The sequence below is a fragment of the Streptomyces sp. NRRL S-378 genome, assembly GCF_000720645.1.
Lineage (GTDB): Bacteria > Actinomycetota > Actinomycetes > Streptomycetales > Streptomycetaceae > Streptomyces.
On the sequence record NZ_JOBX01000007.1, the window covers coordinates 86,966 to 103,231 of the forward strand.

A 16,266-nucleotide genomic window follows, 5' to 3' on the forward strand; every position below is an offset into this window, starting at 1 on the left:
ACCGGTGTCCGGGGGCGGCCGGATAGGCTCGCCCCCGATGGACACCGAAGCACCTCACACGCAGCGCGGCCACTCTTCCCCCCGCGAGGGGGAGGGGTGGCCGCGTTCTGCGTTCTCCCGGACGACCGACGGGGCCGGGCCCGGACGGCGGCAGCCGAGCTGGCGCCGGGCCGGAGCGCTCGGCGTGATCTGCACGGTCTTCCTGCTGCTGTTCAGCAATTTCGTCGTCCAGCCCTTCCTGATCCCGAGCCGTTCCATGGAGCCCACGCTCCGGGTCGGGGACCGGGTACTGGTCAACAAACTGGCGTACCGTTTCGGCGATCAGCCGCGCCGCGGGGACGTCGTGGTCTTCGACGGCACGGGATCCTTCGTACGGGAGCGGCCGGACGGCAGCCCGGTCGGCGCCCTGGTGCAGGGCGCCGCCTCGGCGCTGGGGCTCGCGGAGCCCTCCGACACCGACTTCGTGAAACGGGTGGTGGGCGTGGGTGGTGACGACGTGGTCTGCTGCGACGCGGGCGGCCGGGTCTCGGTCAACGGCGTTCCGCTGGACGAGCCGTACCTGCACCCCGGGGACGTGCCCTCGACGGTGCCCTTCCGGATCGTCGTGCCGCTGGGGACCCTGTGGGTGATGGGCGATCATCGTTCCCAGTCCCGGGACTCGCGGGACCACCTCGGGGAACCGGGCGGGGGGATGGTTCCGGTGGAGAAGGTGATCGGGCGGGCCGACTGGATCGGCTGGCCGGTTTCGCGCTGGGGTGCCGTCGGCGGCGGCCATGGGTAGTCGCGGACGGCCGAGGGGCCGACGGGACCGGGAACCGGAGCCGAGCGGACGCCCGAGGACCCGACGGGAACGCGAGCCCGAACCCGACTTCTACGGCACGCCGCGGGACCGGTGGGAGCCCGAGCCCGAACCGGACTTCCGCGGTACGCCGCGGGACCGGTGGGAGTCCGGGTCCGAACCGGACCTGCGCGGCAGGCCGCGGGGCCGGCGGGAGCGGGAGCCCGAACCGGAGCCGCGCGGCAGGACCCGGGGCCGGCGGGAGCCGGAGCCGGAACCGGTCGCGGCGGAGGGGGGCCGGGCCCATCGGCGCCGGCTCGCCCGCAAGGTCCGGCGGCGCCGCCGCACGCGCCGGGCCGGCGAGCTGCCCCTGCTCGTGGTGGTGGCGCTGTGCATAGCCCTGCTCCTCAAGACCTTCCTGGTGCAGGCCTTCTTCATTCCGTCGGGCTCGATGGAGCAGACCATCCGGATCGGTGACCGGGTCCTCGTGGACAAGCTGACCCCGTGGTTCGGCTCCGAGATCGAGCGCGGCGACATCGTCGTGTTCAAGGACCCCGGCGGCTGGCTCAAGGGCGAGGCGGCCCGGCCCCCCAAGGACCCGATCGTGGTCAAGCAGATCAAGCAGACCCTGACCTTCATCGGCCTGCTGCCCTCGGCCGACGAACAGGACCTGATCAAGCGCGTCATCGGCGTCGGCGGGGACACCGTCAAGTGCTGCGACGCCCGGGGCCGGGTCACCGTCAACGGCTCGCCCCTCGACGAGCCGTACGTCAAACCGGGCAACACCCCCTCCGACATCCCTTTCGAGGTGGAGGTGCCGGCCGGGAGGCTCTTCGTGATGGGTGACCACCGAGCGAATTCGGCCGATTCCCGCTTCCATCTCGACGAGGCCTTCGAGGGCACGATCGACGAAAAAGGCGTCGTGGGGGAGGCCGTCGTGATCGCCTGGCCGTTCGGGCACTGGACCCGCCTGGAGCAGCCCGCGACCTTCCGCATGGTGCCCGATCAGGCACGCCGTGAGGGACGCGGCCGCAGGCGACGCCGGACGGGCACACCGTTCGCATAGTGTGTCCTCGGTCTCCCGAGCCTTAGGGAACTCCCGCTCGTTAAGGGAGGGGAGGGCCCGTGTCCGGTTCGGCACGGGCGGTGATCGTGAGTGAGGAGTGGATGTGGGGGACGTGGCGGTAGGCGCACGGTCCGGACGCGACGAGGGCGAGGAGCGGCCGGACGACGCCGTCGCGCGAGAGGCCGAGGAGGACGGCGCTCTGGAGAAGCCGCACCGCTCCTTCTGGAAGGAGCTCCCGCTCCTCATCGGCATCGCCCTGCTGCTGGCCCTGCTGATCAAGACCTTCCTGGTCCAGGCGTTCTCGATCCCCTCCGACTCGATGCAGGACACCCTGCAGCGCGGGGACCGGGTGCTGGTCGACAAGCTCACGCCGTGGTTCGGCTCCGAGCCGGAGCGGGGCGAGGTCGTCGTCTTCCACGACCCGGCGAACTGGCTCTCGGGCGAGCCCACGCCGGAGCCGAACATCGCCCAGAAGGCCCTCAGCTGGATCGGCCTGATGCCCTCCGCCGAGGAGAAGGACCTGATCAAGCGGACCATCGCGGTCGGCGGTGACACGGTCGAGTGCAAGAAGGGCGGACCGGTCGTCGTCAACGGCAAGGCGCTCGACGAGCCGTACATCTACCCCGGCAACACCCCGTGCGACGACGCCCCCTTCGGCCCGCTCAAGGTGCCCCAGGGCAAGATCTGGGTGATGGGCGATCACCGGCAGAACTCCCAGGACTCCCGCTACCACATGCAGGACTCCACCGGGGGCTTCGTGCCGGTCGACAAGGTCGTCGGGCGGGCCGTCGTGATCGCGTGGCCGGTCACCCGCTGGTCCACGCTGCCGGTCCCGGACACCTTCGACCAGCCCGGCATCGGCAACCAGGCCGCGGCCACCGCGCTCGGCCTCGGGGCCGCCGGACTGGCGCCGGTCGGGCTCGGCCCGGCCGCGCTGGGGCTCACCGGAGCGGTCCCGCTCGTCATGTGGCGCCGACGGAGGCTGACCGGCGGCCGTACCGACGGGTAGGGTGCCGCCCAGGTCGACGATCCCGATATGGGGGCGCTGGAATGGGCGGAACTGAAGCGATACGCAGGGGCGAGGATGGCCGCGGCGGTCTCGGCAACGTGTTGTCCGGGATCGTGGTGGCCATCGGCTTTGCGCTCTTCCTCGGCGGTTTCGTGTGGGGGGCGTTCGTCTACCGGCCCTACACGGTCCCGACCGACTCGATGATGCCGACGGTGCGGCCGGGAGACCGGGTGCTCGCGCAGCGCATCGACGGCGGTCAGGTGCGCCGTGGGGACGTCGTCATCTTTACTGATTCCATGTGGAGCGATTCGCCCATGGTCAAGCGGGTCGTCGGCATCGGCGGCGACACCGTCAAGTGCTGCGGCGCGGGCGGCGAGCTGACCGTGAACGGCACGCCGCTGGACGAGCCCTACGCCGACACCAGCCGGCCGGACCCGGGCCTGGCCATGCCGCCCGGGCAGGCCCCGCCCCCCGGGACCCCCTTCGAGGTGACGGTCCCCGAGGAGAACCTCTTCCTGCTGGGCGACCGCCGTGCCGCCTCGCTGGACTCGCGGGCCCACCTCCAGGAGGCCGGGCAGGGCACCGTGCCCCGGTCGGCCGTCAGCGCCCGCGTCGACGCCCTGGCCTGGCCGTCCGTGACGATGCTGGAGCGGCCGAGGACGTACGCGGCCCTGCCCGGCGGGATCTCGGGGCACGGGCCGCTGCGGCTCCAGACGGCGGCCGTGGCCGCCGGGGCCGCCCTGGTGGTGCTGGGAGCCGCCTACGGGCCCCTCGTACGGATCCTGGGGCGCGGGCGACGGGAGCGGGCCGGTGCCTCCTGAACCGGCGGGCGAGCACGGCCCGCGGCAGGTGTCCCGGGTGATCCTGCTGGACCCGGCGGACCGGATCCTCCTCCTGCACGGTTTCGAACCGGCCGACCCCTCGGACGACTGGTGGTTCACCCCCGGCGGCGGGCTGGAGGGGACGGAGACCCGCGAGCAGGCCGCGCTGCGCGAGCTGGCGGAGGAGACCGGGATCACCGAGGTGGAGCTGGGTCCCGTGCTCTGGCACCGCTTCTGCTCCTTCCCCTTCGACGGCCGTCGCTGGGAGCAGGACGAGTGGTACTTCCTGGCCCGGACCAGCCAGACCACGACGTGGATGGGCGGCCTGACCGAGCTGGAGCGGCGCAGCGTCACCGGAGCCAGGTGGTGGACCTCCGAGGAACTTCTCACGGCACGTGAGACGGTGTACCCGACCAGACTCGCCGAGCTGCTCCGCACGCTGCTCGACGACGGTCCTCCGGGCGCGCCGGTGGCCCTGGCCCCGGAAATCGTTTAGGGGCGCACGGCGCTGGCGCACAATAGGGGGACGCACGGCTGAAGGGGAACATGCCATGAGTGCCGAGGACCTCGAAAAGTACGAGACCGAGATGGAGCTGAAGCTCTATCGGGAGTACCGCGACGTCGTCGGGCTGTTCAAGTATGTGATCGAGACCGAACGTCGTTTCTACCTCACCAACGACTACGAGATGCAGGTGCACTCGGTCCAGGGCGAGGTGTTCTTCGAGGTCTCCATGGCCGACGCCTGGGTCTGGGACATGTACCGGCCGGCCCGCTTCGTGAAGCAGGTACGGGTGCTGACCTTCAAGGACGTGAACATCGAGGAGCTCAACAAGAGCGACCTCGAACTGCCCGGGAGCTGAGCCGCCTCACCCGGGAGGGTGACGGCTCCGTCCACAACGGCCGGGTTGTCCACCAAGATCCACAAGGTGGGCGGGTACGCGGGACCGTCGGTGCCGGAGGTGGTGCCGGATGGACGCGAAGAGCGTGGCACGGCAGGCATTGGGGCGGTACGGCGAGGAGCTCGCGGCACGACGGCTGACCGAGGCCGGGATGACCGTCATCGCACGGAACTGGCGGTGCCGCGCCGGGGAGATCGACATCGTCGCGCGCGACGGGGACGCCCTCGTCGTGTGCGAGGTCAAGACACGGCGCGCGGGCGACTTCGAGCACCCCATGGCGGCCGTACGGGTCGCGAAGGCGGACCGGCTGAGGCGGCTCGCCGGGCGCTGGCTCGCCGACCACGGCGGACCACCGCCGGGCGGGGTCCGCATCGACCTCGTCGGCGTCCTGCTGCCGCGGCGCGGCGCGCCCCTGGTGGAACACGTCAGGGGGGTGGCCTGATGGGGTTCGCGCGAGCCTGCTCCGTGGCCCTGGTCGGTGTCGACGGCGTGGTGGTCGAGGTCCAGGCCGACCTGGAGCCCGGGGTCGCGGCCTTCACGCTGGTGGGGCTGCCGGACAAGACCCTCGTCGAGAGCCGGGACCGGGTGCGTGCGGCCGTGGTGAACTCCGGAGCGGCCTGGCCGCAGAAGAAGCTCACGGTCGGGCTGAGCCCGGCGTCCGTGCCGAAAGCCGGCGCGGGCTTCGATCTGGCCGTCGCGATCGCTGTGCTCGGGGCCGCCGAGGTGGTCGATCCGGGGGTCATCGCCGACCTCGTGCTGATCGGCGAGCTGGGGCTGGACGGGCGGGTGCGTCCGGTCCGGGGGATCCTGCCCGCCGTCCTCGCCGCGGCCGAGGCCGGTTACCGGCAGGTGGTCGTGCCCCAGCAGTGCGCCGCGGAGGCCGCGCTGGTGCCGGACGTCTCGGTGCTCGGCGTACGCAGCCTGCGCCAGCTGATCGCCGTCCTGACCGACGGGGTGGTGCCCGAGGAGGAACCGATGGACCCGCCGGGCCGCCCGGACCCGATGCTGGCCGGACTGCTCGTGCCCGGAGCGGGCCTGGGCACCGGTCTCGCGCCGGGCGGCCCGGGCGGGAACTGCGCCGACGTCCCCGACCTCGCCGACGTGACGGGGCAGCACACGGCGCGCCGCGCCCTCGAGGTGGCGGCCGCCGGCGGACACCACCTGTTCCTGAGCGGACCGCCGGGCGCGGGCAAGACGATGCTGGCCGAGCGGCTGCCCTGGCTGCTGCCGCCGCTCAGCCGGCAGGACTCCGTGGAGGTCACGGCCGTCCACTCGGTGGCGGGAATCCTGCCGCCCGGCGAACCCCTGGTCTCCCGGCCCCCGTACTGCGCCCCGCACCACTCGGCGACCATGCAGTCCCTGGTGGGCGGCGGGAACGGGGTGCCCCGGCCCGGAGCGGTGTCCCTGGCCCATCGAGGAATCCTCTTCCTGGACGAGGCCGCCGAGTTCCACAGCCGGGCGCTGGACGCGCTGCGCCAGCCCCTCGAATCGGGGCACGTGGTCATCGCCCGCGCCGCCGGCGTGGTGCGGCTGCCCGCCAGGTTCCTGATGGTGCTCGCGGCGAACCCCTGCCCCTGCGGGCGGCACACCCTGCACGGATCGGGATGCGAATGTCCGCCCTCGGTGATCCGGCGTTACCAGGCCCGGCTGTCGGGCCCGTTGCTCGACCGGGTCGACCTGAGGGTGGAGGTCGAGCCCGTGACCCGCGGCGACCTGCTGGGGCAGGGCGGCCGGGGAGAGTCCACCGCGGTGGTCGCCGACCGGGTGCGCGCGGCCCGGGAGCGTGCCGCGGTCCGGTTCGCGGGTACCCCGTGGCGGCTCAATTCGGAGGTCCCGGGACAGGAGTTGAGGACCCGTTGGCAGGCGGCCCCGGGGGCTCTGGCGCAGGCCGAGCGGGAACTGGAACGGGGACTGCTGACGGCGCGCGGCCTGGACCGGGTCCTGCGGGTCGCCTGGACCGTCGCCGACCTGCGGGGGCGGGACCGGCCCGACGCGCTGGACGTGGCCGTGGCCCTGGAGCTGCGGACCGGCATCGCCCGCGGGGCCGTGTCGATGACGGGGGCCGGGACATGACCGGCGCAGGGGAGGAGGAGCTGCTGGCGCGGGCGGCGCTCACCCGGGTGCTGGAGCCGGGGGACGCGCACGGCGGGCGCTGGCTCCGGGAGCAGGGCGCCACCGGGCTGCTGAGGCTGCTGACCGACCCGGGGGCGCGGTGGCCGACGCCGCCCGGGGTGGGGCCCGAGCGGCTCGGCGCGTACCGCAGACGGGCGGCGCTGGCCGACCCCCGGCGGGACCTGGAGCTCGCCGCCGGGACCGGAGGCCGGTTCGTGCACCCCGGTTCGGCGGAGTGGCCGACGCAACTGGACGACCTCGGCGACGAACGGCCCGTCGGGCTCTGGCTGCGGGGCCGGCCGAACCTGCGTACCTGGGCGCTGCGTTCGGTCGCCGTGGTCGGGGCCAGGGCCTGCACCCCGTACGGCGCACACATGGCGCAGACCCTGGCCGCCGGGCTCGCCGAGCGGGGCTGGGTCGTGGTCTCCGGCGCCGCCTTCGGCATCGACGGCGCCGCGCACCGCGGAGCCCTCGCCCCCGGCGGCGCGACCGCGGCGGTGCTCGCCTGCGGGGTGGACGTCGCCTACCCCCGGGGACACGCCGGACTCCTCGGCCGGATCGCCGGCCAGGGACTCGTCCTCGGGGAGCTGCCGCCGGGCAGCCATCCCACGCCCCGCCGGTTCGTCCTGCGCAACCGGGTCATCGCGGCCCTCACCCGCGGCACCGTCGTGGTGGAGGCAGCCCACCGCAGCGGTTCCCTGGTGACCGCCCGGCGGGCCCAGCGGCTCGGGCGGTTCACGATGGGCGTCCCGGGGCCGGCCACCAGCGGGCTCTCGGCCGGGGTGCACGAACTGCTGAGGGGCGAGGCCGCGCTGGTCACCGATGCCGCGGAGGTGGTCGAACTCGTCGGCTCCATGGGGGAGCTGGCGCCCGAGCGGCGCGGCCCGGTGGTCGCCCGCGACCTCCTGGACCCGGACGCCGCCCGCGTGCTCGAGGCCCTCCCGGCCGGCCGCCCCGCCACCGCGGCCGAGGTGGCACTCGCCGCGGGCACCGGCACCGATGAAGTCATCGGCAGACTGTACGAACTTCACTCTCTGGGGTTCGTCGAACGGCAGGGCGACGGCTGGCAGTTGGGCGGAGATACGGCTGGAGAGGGCAGACAAACCCGGCCCACCCGGCGAGGCGGTCGTTGACCTGGGGACTTCCGGTGGAAGAGTGAAACCGATGAGAGACGCGGTCCTCCCGGTGACAGTCGCCGGGACCGTGCGCCAGGCGCCGGTCCCGGGTCGCCCGCGCGAGCCGGGGCGCTCCTCGGCCCCCGCGCCATCCCGTACTCTTCGCGCACCGCGACACTTCCGTCACGCTACGCTCCCAAGGAATCCGGCTCCGGCAAAGGCGACGCATGCCCCAGCACACCTCAGGGTCCGACCGCGCTGCGGTGCCCCCCGCTGCCCGCGGCAGCGTGCGGTCCACCGCGCCCTCGTCCCTGGAGGCGCTGTGGCGCTCGTACAAGGACTCGGGTGACGAACGGCTGCGGGAGCAGCTGATCCTGCACTACTCACCGCTGGTGAAGTACGTGGCCGGCCGCGTCAGCGTGGGCCTGCCGCCCAACGTGGAGCAGGCCGACTTCGTCTCCTCCGGGGTCTTCGGGCTCATCGACGCGATCGAGAAGTTCGACATCGACCGGTCGATCAAGTTCGAGACGTACGCGATCACCCGGATCCGCGGCGCGATGATCGACGAACTGCGGGCCCTGGACTGGATCCCCCGCTCGGTCCGGCAGAAGGCGCGGGCCGTGGAGCGGGCCTACGCCACGCTCGAGGCCCAGCTGCGGCGCACCCCGACGGAGACCGAGGTCGCCGGGGAGATGGGGATCGGAGTGGAGGACCTCCACGCCGTCTTCAGCCAGTTGTCGCTCGCGAACGTGGTCGCCCTGGAGGAGTTGCTGCACGTCGGCGGGGAGGGCGGCGACCGCCTCTCGCTGATGGACACGCTGGAGGACACCGCCGCCGACGACCCGGTGGAGGTGGCGGAGGACCGCGAACTGCGGCGGCTGCTGGCGCGGGCCATCAACACGCTGCCCGAGCGGGAGAAGACCGTGGTCACCCTCTACTACTACGAGGGCCTCACCCTGGCCGAGATCGGGAACGTGCTGGGCGTCACCGAGAGCCGGGTCAGCCAGATCCACACCAAGTCCGTGCTCCAACTGCGAGCAAAGTTGGCAGATGTCGGGCGGTGAGCTTGCGGTCCCTCCGTAGAGTGGACGTGTGCCCAGGATTCGAGCGGCCTCCGTGGCCGAGCACCGGTCGATGCAGCGCGGCGCCCTCTTGGACGCCGCGCGCTCCCTGCTGTCCGAAGGCGGAACGGAAGCGCTGACCTTCCCCGCCCTGGCGGAACGGACCGGACTCGCCCGGTCCTCCGTGTACGAGTACTTCCGCTCCCGCGCGGCCGTGGTCGAAGAACTGTGCGCCGTGGACTTCCCCGTGTGGGCCGCCGAGATCGAGGCGGCGATGGAGCGGGCCGATTCGCCCGAGGCGAAGGTCGAGGCCTACGTGCGCAGCCAGCTGGGCCTGGTGGGCGACCGGCGGCACCGGGCGGTCGTGGCGATCTCCGCCAGCGAGCTGGACGCGGGAGCCCGCGAGAAGATCCGCGCCGCTCACGGCGGCCTGATCGCGATGATCGTCGAGGCGCTGGCCGCCCTCGGACAGGAGCAGCCGAGGCTGGCCGCGATGCTGCTCCAGGGGGTCGTGGACGCCGCCGTGCGCCGCATCGAGCTCGGCGCGGCGGAGGATCCCGAAGTCATCACGGAGACGGCCCTGGCCATCGCCCTGCGGGGTGTCCGGGGCTGAGCCCCGCAGCACCGGCGGCCGCCGCCCCCTCCCGCGCGCCGGCCGGGCCGGGATCCGGCAGCAGGCGCGGGGTGGGCCGCGCCAGGAGCGTCAGCGGGTTCAGGTAGGCCTCGCCCGACAGCAGACCCCAGTGCAGGCACGGCCCCGGGCAGTGGGACCCCTCCGTGAGCACCGCCACCACCTGCCCCGCCGAGACCTCCTCGCCCTCCGTGACCAGCGGCCGGACCGGTTCGTAGGTGGTGCGCAGACCGTTCGGCAGCGCGAGCGAGAGCACCCCGCGCCCCGCGACCTGCCCGGCGTGGTGGACCCGGCCGGCGGCGACCGCCCGCAGTTCCGCGCCCACCGGGGCGGCCAGGTCCACCCCGCGGTGGCCGGCCGCGTACGGCGTCGGCGGCGGATCCCACCAGCGCGTCACCGACAGCGGCGCGGGGAGCGGGCGGACAGCGGGGCGGACCGCGGGGAGGACCGCGGGGAGGACCGGCCGGGCCGGGAGGGCCGCCTGGGACAGGGCCAGCAGCAGGCTGAGCAGCAGTTTCGTCATGCACCGAAGCGTCCCGCGCACCCCTGCGGCAGCGGGCCGGCCTGTGGACGGAGCGGGCGCTGTGGACAACGGCGTCACCCGGCATACCGCCGGGTCCCGTACACTTCTTGTGGCGATCCGGGTCACCGGGTCGACTTCGCACGCCCCGGCACCAGCCCGAAACGGCCAGGTGACAGCGTCTCTCGGTCCTCTCATGGGGGCAGGGCGCGGTGGGGCGTCAGGAACCAAAACCGAGAAACCAAGGAGATGGCCATGGCCGTCGTCACGATGCGGGAGCTGCTGGAAAGCGGCGTCCACTTCGGTCACCAGACCCGCCGCTGGAACCCGAAGATGAAGCGCTTCATCTTCACGGAGCGCAACGGCATCTACATCATCGACCTGCTGCAGTCGCTGTCGTACATCGACCGCGCCTACGAGTTCGTGAAGGAGACCGTCGCGCACGGTGGCTCCATCATGTTCGTCGGTACCAAGAAGCAGGCCCAGGAGGCCATCGCCGAGCAGGCGACGCGCGTTGGTATGCCGTACGTCAACCAGCGCTGGCTGGGTGGCATGCTCACCAACTTCTCCACCGTCTACAAGCGCCTCCAGCGTCTGAAGGAGCTTGAGGCGATCGACTTCGAGGACGTCGCCGCCTCGGGTCTCACCAAGAAGGAGCTCCTGGTCCTCTCCCGCGAGAAGGCCAAGCTGGAGAAGACCCTCGGTGGTATCCGCGAGATGTCGAAGGTTCCCAGCGCCGTCTGGATCGTCGACACCAAGAAGGAGCACATCGCCGTCGGTGAGGCGCGCAAGCTGCACATCCCGGTCGTCGCGATCCTCGACACCAACTGCGACCCCGACGAGGTCGACTACAAGATCCCGGGCAACGACGACGCGATCCGTTCCGTCACCCTGCTCACCCGCGTGATCGCCGACGCCGTCGCCGAGGGCCTCATCGCCCGCTCCGGCGCTGCGACCGGTGACTCGAAGCCGGGCGAGAAGGCCGCCGCCGAGCCGCTCGCCGAGTGGGAGCGCGACCTGCTCGAGGGTGACAAGAAGGCCGACGAGGCCGCCCCGGCCGCCGCCGAGGCCCCCGCCGCCGAGGCGCCCGCCGCCGAGGCCCCGGCCGCCGAGGCCCCGGCCGCCGAGCAGGCCTGACCCACTGAGAGCGCCCGGCGTTCACGCGCCGGGCACTCGCAGCACGGACGATGACGGCGGGGGAGCCGCGCCAAAAGCGCGGCGCCTCCGCCGTTCACCCGTAGATCTACGACTTCGAGAGAGAATCACAGACTCATGGCGAACTACACCGCCGCTGACGTCAAGAAGCTCCGCGAGCTCACCGGCGCCGGCATGCTGGACTGCAAGAACGCGCTCGTGGACGCCGACGGTGACGTCGAGAAGGCCCAGGAAGCCCTCCGCATCAAGGGTCAGAAGGGCGTCGCCAAGCGCGAGGGCCGTTCTGCCGAGAACGGTGCCGTCGTCTCCCTCATCACCGACGACAACACCTCCGGTGTCATCGTCGAGCTGAAGTGCGAGACGGACTTCGTCGCCAAGGGCGAGAAGTTCCTGGCCGTCGCCAACGAGCTGGCCGCGCACGTCGCCGCCACCTCCCCGGCCGACATCGAGGCGCTGCTCGCGTCCGAGATCAAGCCCGGCCAGACCGTCACCGCCTTCGTCGACGAGGCCAACGCCAACCTCGGCGAGAAGATCGTCCTGGACCGCTTCGCGCAGTTCACCGGCGGCTACGTGACCGCGTACATGCACCGCACGATGCCCGACCTGCCGTTCCAGATCGGCGTCCTGGTCGAGCTCGACAAGGAGAACGCCGAGGTCGCCCGCGGCGTCGCGCAGCACATCGCCGCGTTCGCCCCGCAGTGGCTGTCCGCCGAGGACGTCCCGGCCGAGAAGGTCGAGTCCGAGCGCCGCATCGCCGAAGAGGTCACCCGCGCGGAGGGCAAGCCCGAGGCTGCCATCGCGAAGATCGTCGAGGGTCGCGTCAACGGCTTCTTCAAGGACGCCACGCTGCTCGGCCAGGCCTACGCCCTGGACAACAAGAAGTCCGTCCAGAAGGTCCTGGACGAGGCCGGTGTCACCCTGAAGCGCTTCACCCGCATCAAGGTCGGCATCTGAGTCCGTCCGTACGCGACGGACACCGGACCCCGGTAGGGTCTGAAGCAGTCGTCCGCGCTTGCGCGAGGCGACCGCAGATCTGACGAGGAGGCCATTGCCGTAGAGGGAACCGCAAGGACCCACCGGCAATGGCCTTCTTCGTATGTGCACGAGGAGATCTCCATGAATCAGGGCGTGGACCCCCACACCGCATCCGACGACAAGAGCGACCAGTACAAGAAGGGCCGCCGCTTCATGCTGAAGCTGTCGGGCGAGGCCTTCTCCGGTGGCGGAGGACTGGGCGTCGACCCCGACGTCGTCCACGCCATCGCGCGAGAGATCGCCGCGGTGGTCCGCGACGGCGCGGAGATCGCCGTCGTGATCGGCGGCGGCAACTTCTTCCGAGGCGCCGAGCTCCAGCAGCGCGGCATGGACCGGGCACGGTCCGACTACATGGGCATGCTCGGCACGGTCATGAACTGCCTCGCCCTCCAGGACTTCCTGGAGAAGGAGGGCATCGACTCCCGCGTCCAGACGGCCATCACCATGGGCCAGGTCGCGGAGCCGTACATCCCGCTGCGCGCCGTGCGCCACCTGGAGAAGGGCCGCGTCGTCATCTTCGGCGCCGGCATGGGCATGCCCTACTTCTCCACCGACACCACGGCCGCCCAGCGCGCCCTGGAGATCGACGCCGAAGCCCTCCTCATGGGCAAGAACGGTGTCGACGGGGTCTACGACTCCGACCCGAAGAAGAACCCGGACGCGGTGAAGTTCGACGCGCTGGAGTACGGCGAGGTGCTCTCGCGCGACCTCAAGGTCGCCGACGCCACGGCGATCACCCTCTGCCGTGACAACAAGCTGCCGATCCTCGTCTTCGAGCTGCTCGCCGAGGGCAATATCGCCCGCGCCGTCAAGGGTGAGAAGATCGGCACGCTGGTCAGCGACGAGGAAACCCGGTCCTGAGCAGTCCGCTGCCGGACCGGGCGGCCCCGACCGGCCCACCCGCCCGCCTGAACCATCCATTCAAGACATGCAGGAGCACGTGGTGATCGAAGAAATCCTCCTCGAGGCCGAGGAGAAGATGGAGAAGGCCGTCGTCGTCGCGAAGGAGGACTTCGCCGCGATCCGCACCGGCCGTGCGCACCCGGCGATGTTCAACAAGATCGTCGCCGACTACTACGGCGCCATCACGCCCATCAACCAGCTCGCTTCCTTCGCGGTCCCCGAGCCGCGCATGGCCATCGTGACGCCGTTCGACGCGTCCGCGCTGCGCAACATCGAGCAGGCCATCCGCGACTCCGACCTCGGTGTCAACCCGAGCAACGACGGCCGCATCATCCGCGTGACCTTCCCCGAGCTGACCGGGGAGCGCCGCAAGGAGTACATCAAGGTCGCCAAGAACAAGGCCGAGGACTCCAAGGTCTCCATCCGCTCCGTCCGCCGCAAGGCCAAGGACGCCCTCGACAAGCTCGTCAAGGACAAGGAGGCGGGCGAGGACGAGGTCCGTCGCGCGGAGAAGGAGCTCGACGACACCACCGCGAAGTACGTCGCGCAGGTGGACGAGCTCCTCAAGCACAAGGAAGCCGAGCTCCTCGAAGTCTGATGAACGACTCTTCCTGGCAGCCGGAGCCGGTTCCGGCGGGTCCCGCATACGATGCGCAGGTGGGCCCGCACACTCGGCCCATGCCCATCGTGCCCGATGCCGCCGGCCGTGACTTCGACGACCGGGAAGCACGCGATCGGGGGGCCGCCTCGGACGGCGGCTCCCCGTTCCGCGCCGATACGCCGCCGCAGGAGCCCATGCCCAGCCCCCCGCCTCCGCATGCCGAGCACCCGCAGGACTCCTCCCCCCCGCCGCAGAAGAAGCGGGCGGGGCGGGACCTGCGTGCCGCGATAGGGGTCGGCGTCGGTCTCGGCGCGGTGATCTTCGCATCGCTCCTGATCGTCAAGGCGGTCTTCGTCGGCGTCATCGTCGTGGCCGTCGTCGTCGGTCTGTGGGAGCTCACCTCCCGGCTGCAGGAGAAGAAGGGCATCAAGGCCCCTCTGGTCCCGCTCGCGGTCGGTGGCGCGGCCATGGTCATCGCCGGTTACGTCCGGGGGGCCGAGGGTGCATGGGTGGCCATGGCGCTGACCGTGCTGGCCGTCCTGGTGTGGCGGATGACCGAGCCCCCCGAGGACTACCTCAAGGACGTCACGGCGGGTGCCTTCGCGGCGTTCTACGTGCCTTTCCTGGCCACCTTCGTCGCGATGCTGCTCACCCCCGACGACGGGCCGCAGCGCGTGATCACCTTCCTGCTCCTGACCGTGGTCAGCGACACCGGGGCCTATGCGGTGGGCTGGCGCTTCGGGAAGACCAAGCTCGCGCCCCGCATCAGCCCCGGCAAGACCCGCGAGGGCCTCTTCGGCGCGGTGGCCTTCGCCATGGTCGCCGGCGCGCTCTGCATGGAGTTCCTGATCGACGGCGGCGCCTGGTGGCAGGGCCTGCTGCTGGGCCTCGCGGTCGCGGTCAGCGCCACCCTGGGCGACCTGGGCGAGTCGATGATCAAACGGGACCTCGGCATCAAGGACATGGGCACCCTGCTGCCGGGCCACGGCGGCATCATGGACCGGCTGGACTCGCTGCTGCCCACCGCTCCGGTGGTGTGGCTGCTGCTGGCTGCCTTCGTCGGCACCGGCTGACCGTTCCCGGTCGGGTTATCCTGGAGGGCGCGCCGCGTGTACGCGGTGCGCCCTTTCCGTCCAGCGGCCGAGCCGCGGACCGGCCCTGCACGCGCGGGGTGACCCCCACCTCGTCGTACTGAGGAGTACCGCATGGCCCCCCGTCCCGCTCCGGGTGAGCTCACCTTCGTCGCTCCCCGCGGGGCCAAGAAGCCGCCCCGTCACCTCGCGGACATGACCCCGGCCGAGCGCCGCGAAGCGGTCGCCGCGATCGGTGAGAAGCCCTTCCGGGCCAAGCAGCTCTCCCAGCACTACTTCGCCCGCTACGCGCACGACCCGGCCGAGTGGACCGACATCCCGGCGGGCTCCCGGACCAAGCTCCAGCAGGAGCTCCTGCCGGACCTGATGAACGTCATCCGGCACATCAGCTGCGACGACGACACCACCCGCAAGACCCTGTGGAAGCTGCACGACGGAACGCTCGTCGAATCCGTGCTGATGCGCTACCCCGACCGGGTCACCATGTGCATCTCCTCGCAGGCCGGCTGCGGCATGAACTGCCCGTTCTGCGCCACCGGCCAGGCCGGCCTCGACCGCAACCTCTCCACCGCCGAGATCGTGCACCAGATCGTCGACGGCATGCGCGCGCTGCGCGACGGCGAGGTCCCCGGCGGCCCGGCACGGCTGTCGAACATCGTCTTCATGGGCATGGGCGAACCGCTCGCCAACTACAACCGCGTCGTCGGCGCCATCCGCCGCCTCACCGACCCGGAGCCCGACGGCCTGGGCCTGTCCCAGCGCGGCATCACCGTCTCCACCGTCGGCCTGGTCCCGGCCATGCTGCGGTTCGCCGACGAGGGCTTCAAGTGCCGTCTCGCCGTCTCGCTGCACGCGCCGGACGACGAGCTGCGCGACACCCTGGTCCCGGTGAACACCCGCTGGAAGGTCCGCGAGGTCCTCGACGCCGCCTGGGAGTACGCCGAGAAGTCCGGCCGGCGGATCTCGATCGAGTACGCCCTGATCCGCGACATCAACGACCAGGCCTGGCGGGGCGACCTCCTGGGCCGGCTGCTCAAGGGCAAGCGCGTACACGTCAACCTGATCCCGCTGAACCCGACGCCCGGTTCGAAGTGGACCGCCTCGCGGCCCGAGGACGAGAAGGCCTTCGTCGAGGCGATCGCCCGCCACGGTGTGCCCGTGACCGTGCGTGACACCCGCGGCCAGGAGATCGACGGCGCGTGCGGCCAGCTGGCGGCCTCGGAGCGCTAGCTTCCGCTTTCGGCCGGCCCCATTCGGCCACGGGGTACCCTGTGGCCGAACCAATTGCATATTCCGACAGGGGAGCGCCACAGCGCTGAGAGTGCGGTATCCGTCATCCGCAGACCCTCTGAACCTCGCCCCGGTCATTCGGGGTAGGAAGTTCGGTCACCACTCAAGCTGTTGCGCCCTGCCCGGCGTCCGCTCGCACAGAGCGCCGGGCAGGGCCGCGTCTTCTCCTGGTCATCCCA

General features: G+C 71.8%; 18 protein-coding genes and 1 riboswitch. Of the genes, 17 read left to right on the forward strand and 1 reads right to left on the reverse strand.

Annotation, left to right across the window (positions count from 1 at the left end):
- Positions 1 to 37 precede the first annotated feature (37 nt).
- From lepB (IH80_RS0106955) to IH80_RS0107005, 11 genes are all read left to right on the forward strand, one after another.
- Entirely contained in the window at positions 38 to 781 is a 744-nt protein-coding gene (lepB, locus tag IH80_RS0106955; protein WP_030958554.1) for a signal peptidase I, read from the forward strand.
- Positions 774 to 1,844 carry a signal peptidase I gene (gene lepB, locus IH80_RS38955; protein WP_037879115.1) on the forward strand — a complete coding sequence of 357 codons (1,071 nt, stop codon included), beginning with the start codon at positions 774 to 776 and terminating at the stop codon, positions 1,842 to 1,844. Before lepB (IH80_RS0106955) ends, lepB (IH80_RS38955) begins: the two co-directional genes overlap by 8 nt.
- 112 nt (positions 1,845 to 1,956) lie before the next feature.
- On the forward strand, positions 1,957 to 2,853 hold the full coding sequence (gene lepB / locus IH80_RS0106965; protein ID WP_051808897.1) for a signal peptidase I: 897 nt from the start codon (positions 1,957 to 1,959) through the stop codon (positions 2,851 to 2,853).
- Between the two features lie 41 nt (positions 2,854 to 2,894).
- Positions 2,895 to 3,674: a signal peptidase I gene (gene lepB, locus IH80_RS0106970; RefSeq protein ID WP_030958558.1), complete on the forward strand. Its 780-nt coding sequence runs from the start codon at positions 2,895 to 2,897 to the stop codon at positions 3,672 to 3,674.
- On the forward strand, positions 3,664 to 4,170 hold the full coding sequence (locus tag IH80_RS0106975; protein WP_030958559.1) for an NUDIX hydrolase: 507 nt from the start codon (positions 3,664 to 3,666) through the stop codon (positions 4,168 to 4,170). Before lepB (IH80_RS0106970) ends, IH80_RS0106975 begins: the two co-directional genes overlap by 11 nt.
- 55 nt (positions 4,171 to 4,225) lie before the next feature.
- Positions 4,226 to 4,534: a DUF2469 domain-containing protein gene (locus IH80_RS0106980; protein WP_005311352.1), complete on the forward strand. Its 309-nt coding sequence runs from the start codon at positions 4,226 to 4,228 to the stop codon at positions 4,532 to 4,534.
- Positions 4,535 to 4,643: 109 nt separating this feature from the next.
- Positions 4,644 to 5,015, forward strand: a complete 372-nt coding sequence (locus tag IH80_RS0106985; RefSeq protein ID WP_030958560.1) for a YraN family protein — start codon at positions 4,644 to 4,646, stop codon at positions 5,013 to 5,015.
- Entirely contained in the window at positions 5,015 to 6,646 is a 1,632-nt protein-coding gene (locus tag IH80_RS0106990) for a YifB family Mg chelatase-like AAA ATPase (protein ID WP_030958561.1), read from the forward strand. Before IH80_RS0106985 ends, IH80_RS0106990 begins: the two co-directional genes overlap by 1 nt.
- Positions 6,643 to 7,818 carry a DNA-processing protein DprA gene (dprA, locus tag IH80_RS0106995; protein WP_037879094.1) on the forward strand — a complete coding sequence of 392 codons (1,176 nt, stop codon included), beginning with the start codon at positions 6,643 to 6,645 and terminating at the stop codon, positions 7,816 to 7,818. Before IH80_RS0106990 ends, dprA begins: the two co-directional genes overlap by 4 nt.
- Positions 7,819 to 8,027: 209 nt before the next feature.
- Positions 8,028 to 8,864, forward strand: coding sequence for an RNA polymerase sigma factor WhiG (whiG, locus tag IH80_RS0107000; protein ID WP_030958563.1), 837 nt, complete (start codon positions 8,028 to 8,030; stop codon positions 8,862 to 8,864).
- 52 nt (positions 8,865 to 8,916) lie between these two features.
- The gene (locus tag IH80_RS0107005; RefSeq protein WP_030958564.1) at positions 8,917 to 9,474 is read left to right on the forward strand and encodes a TetR/AcrR family transcriptional regulator; all 558 of its coding nucleotides are present in this window, start codon (positions 8,917 to 8,919) and stop codon (positions 9,472 to 9,474) included.
- On the opposite strand, the gene IH80_RS38960 is transcribed toward IH80_RS0107005, so the two are convergent.
- Complete coding sequence (locus IH80_RS38960) at positions 9,428 to 10,015, reverse strand: M23 family metallopeptidase (RefSeq protein ID WP_063757253.1); 588 nt, start codon at positions 10,013 to 10,015, stop codon at positions 9,428 to 9,430. The two genes, IH80_RS0107005 and IH80_RS38960, sit on opposite strands and share 47 nt — an antisense overlap.
- Before the next feature lie 252 nt (positions 10,016 to 10,267).
- On the opposite strand from IH80_RS38960, the gene rpsB reads away from it, so the two are divergent.
- From rpsB to rlmN, 6 genes are all read left to right on the forward strand, one after another.
- Positions 10,268 to 11,149 carry a 30S ribosomal protein S2 gene (gene rpsB / locus IH80_RS0107015; protein WP_030958567.1) on the forward strand — a complete coding sequence of 294 codons (882 nt, stop codon included), beginning with the start codon at positions 10,268 to 10,270 and terminating at the stop codon, positions 11,147 to 11,149.
- Between the two features lie 135 nt (positions 11,150 to 11,284).
- A complete protein-coding gene (tsf, locus tag IH80_RS0107020) occupies positions 11,285 to 12,121 on the forward strand; it encodes a translation elongation factor Ts (RefSeq protein ID WP_030958569.1) in 837 nt (278 codons plus the stop codon).
- Between the two features lie 162 nt (positions 12,122 to 12,283).
- Positions 12,284 to 13,063 carry a UMP kinase gene (pyrH, locus tag IH80_RS0107025; protein ID WP_030958570.1) on the forward strand — a complete coding sequence of 260 codons (780 nt, stop codon included), beginning with the start codon at positions 12,284 to 12,286 and terminating at the stop codon, positions 13,061 to 13,063.
- 82 nt (positions 13,064 to 13,145) lie between these two features.
- Complete coding sequence (gene frr / locus IH80_RS0107030; RefSeq protein ID WP_030028670.1) at positions 13,146 to 13,703, forward strand: ribosome recycling factor; 558 nt, start codon at positions 13,146 to 13,148, stop codon at positions 13,701 to 13,703.
- Entirely contained in the window at positions 13,703 to 14,779 is a 1,077-nt protein-coding gene (locus IH80_RS0107035; protein ID WP_030958571.1) for a phosphatidate cytidylyltransferase, read from the forward strand. The genes frr and IH80_RS0107035 overlap by 1 nt, the downstream gene beginning before the upstream one ends.
- Positions 14,780 to 14,911: 132 nt before the next feature.
- Complete coding sequence (gene rlmN, locus IH80_RS0107040; protein ID WP_030958573.1) at positions 14,912 to 16,027, forward strand: 23S rRNA (adenine(2503)-C(2))-methyltransferase RlmN; 1,116 nt, start codon at positions 14,912 to 14,914, stop codon at positions 16,025 to 16,027.
- 58 nt (positions 16,028 to 16,085) lie between these two features.
- A riboswitch (TPP riboswitch) is annotated at positions 16,086 to 16,195 on the forward strand.
- The last annotated feature ends 71 nt before the right edge of the window (positions 16,196 to 16,266 follow it).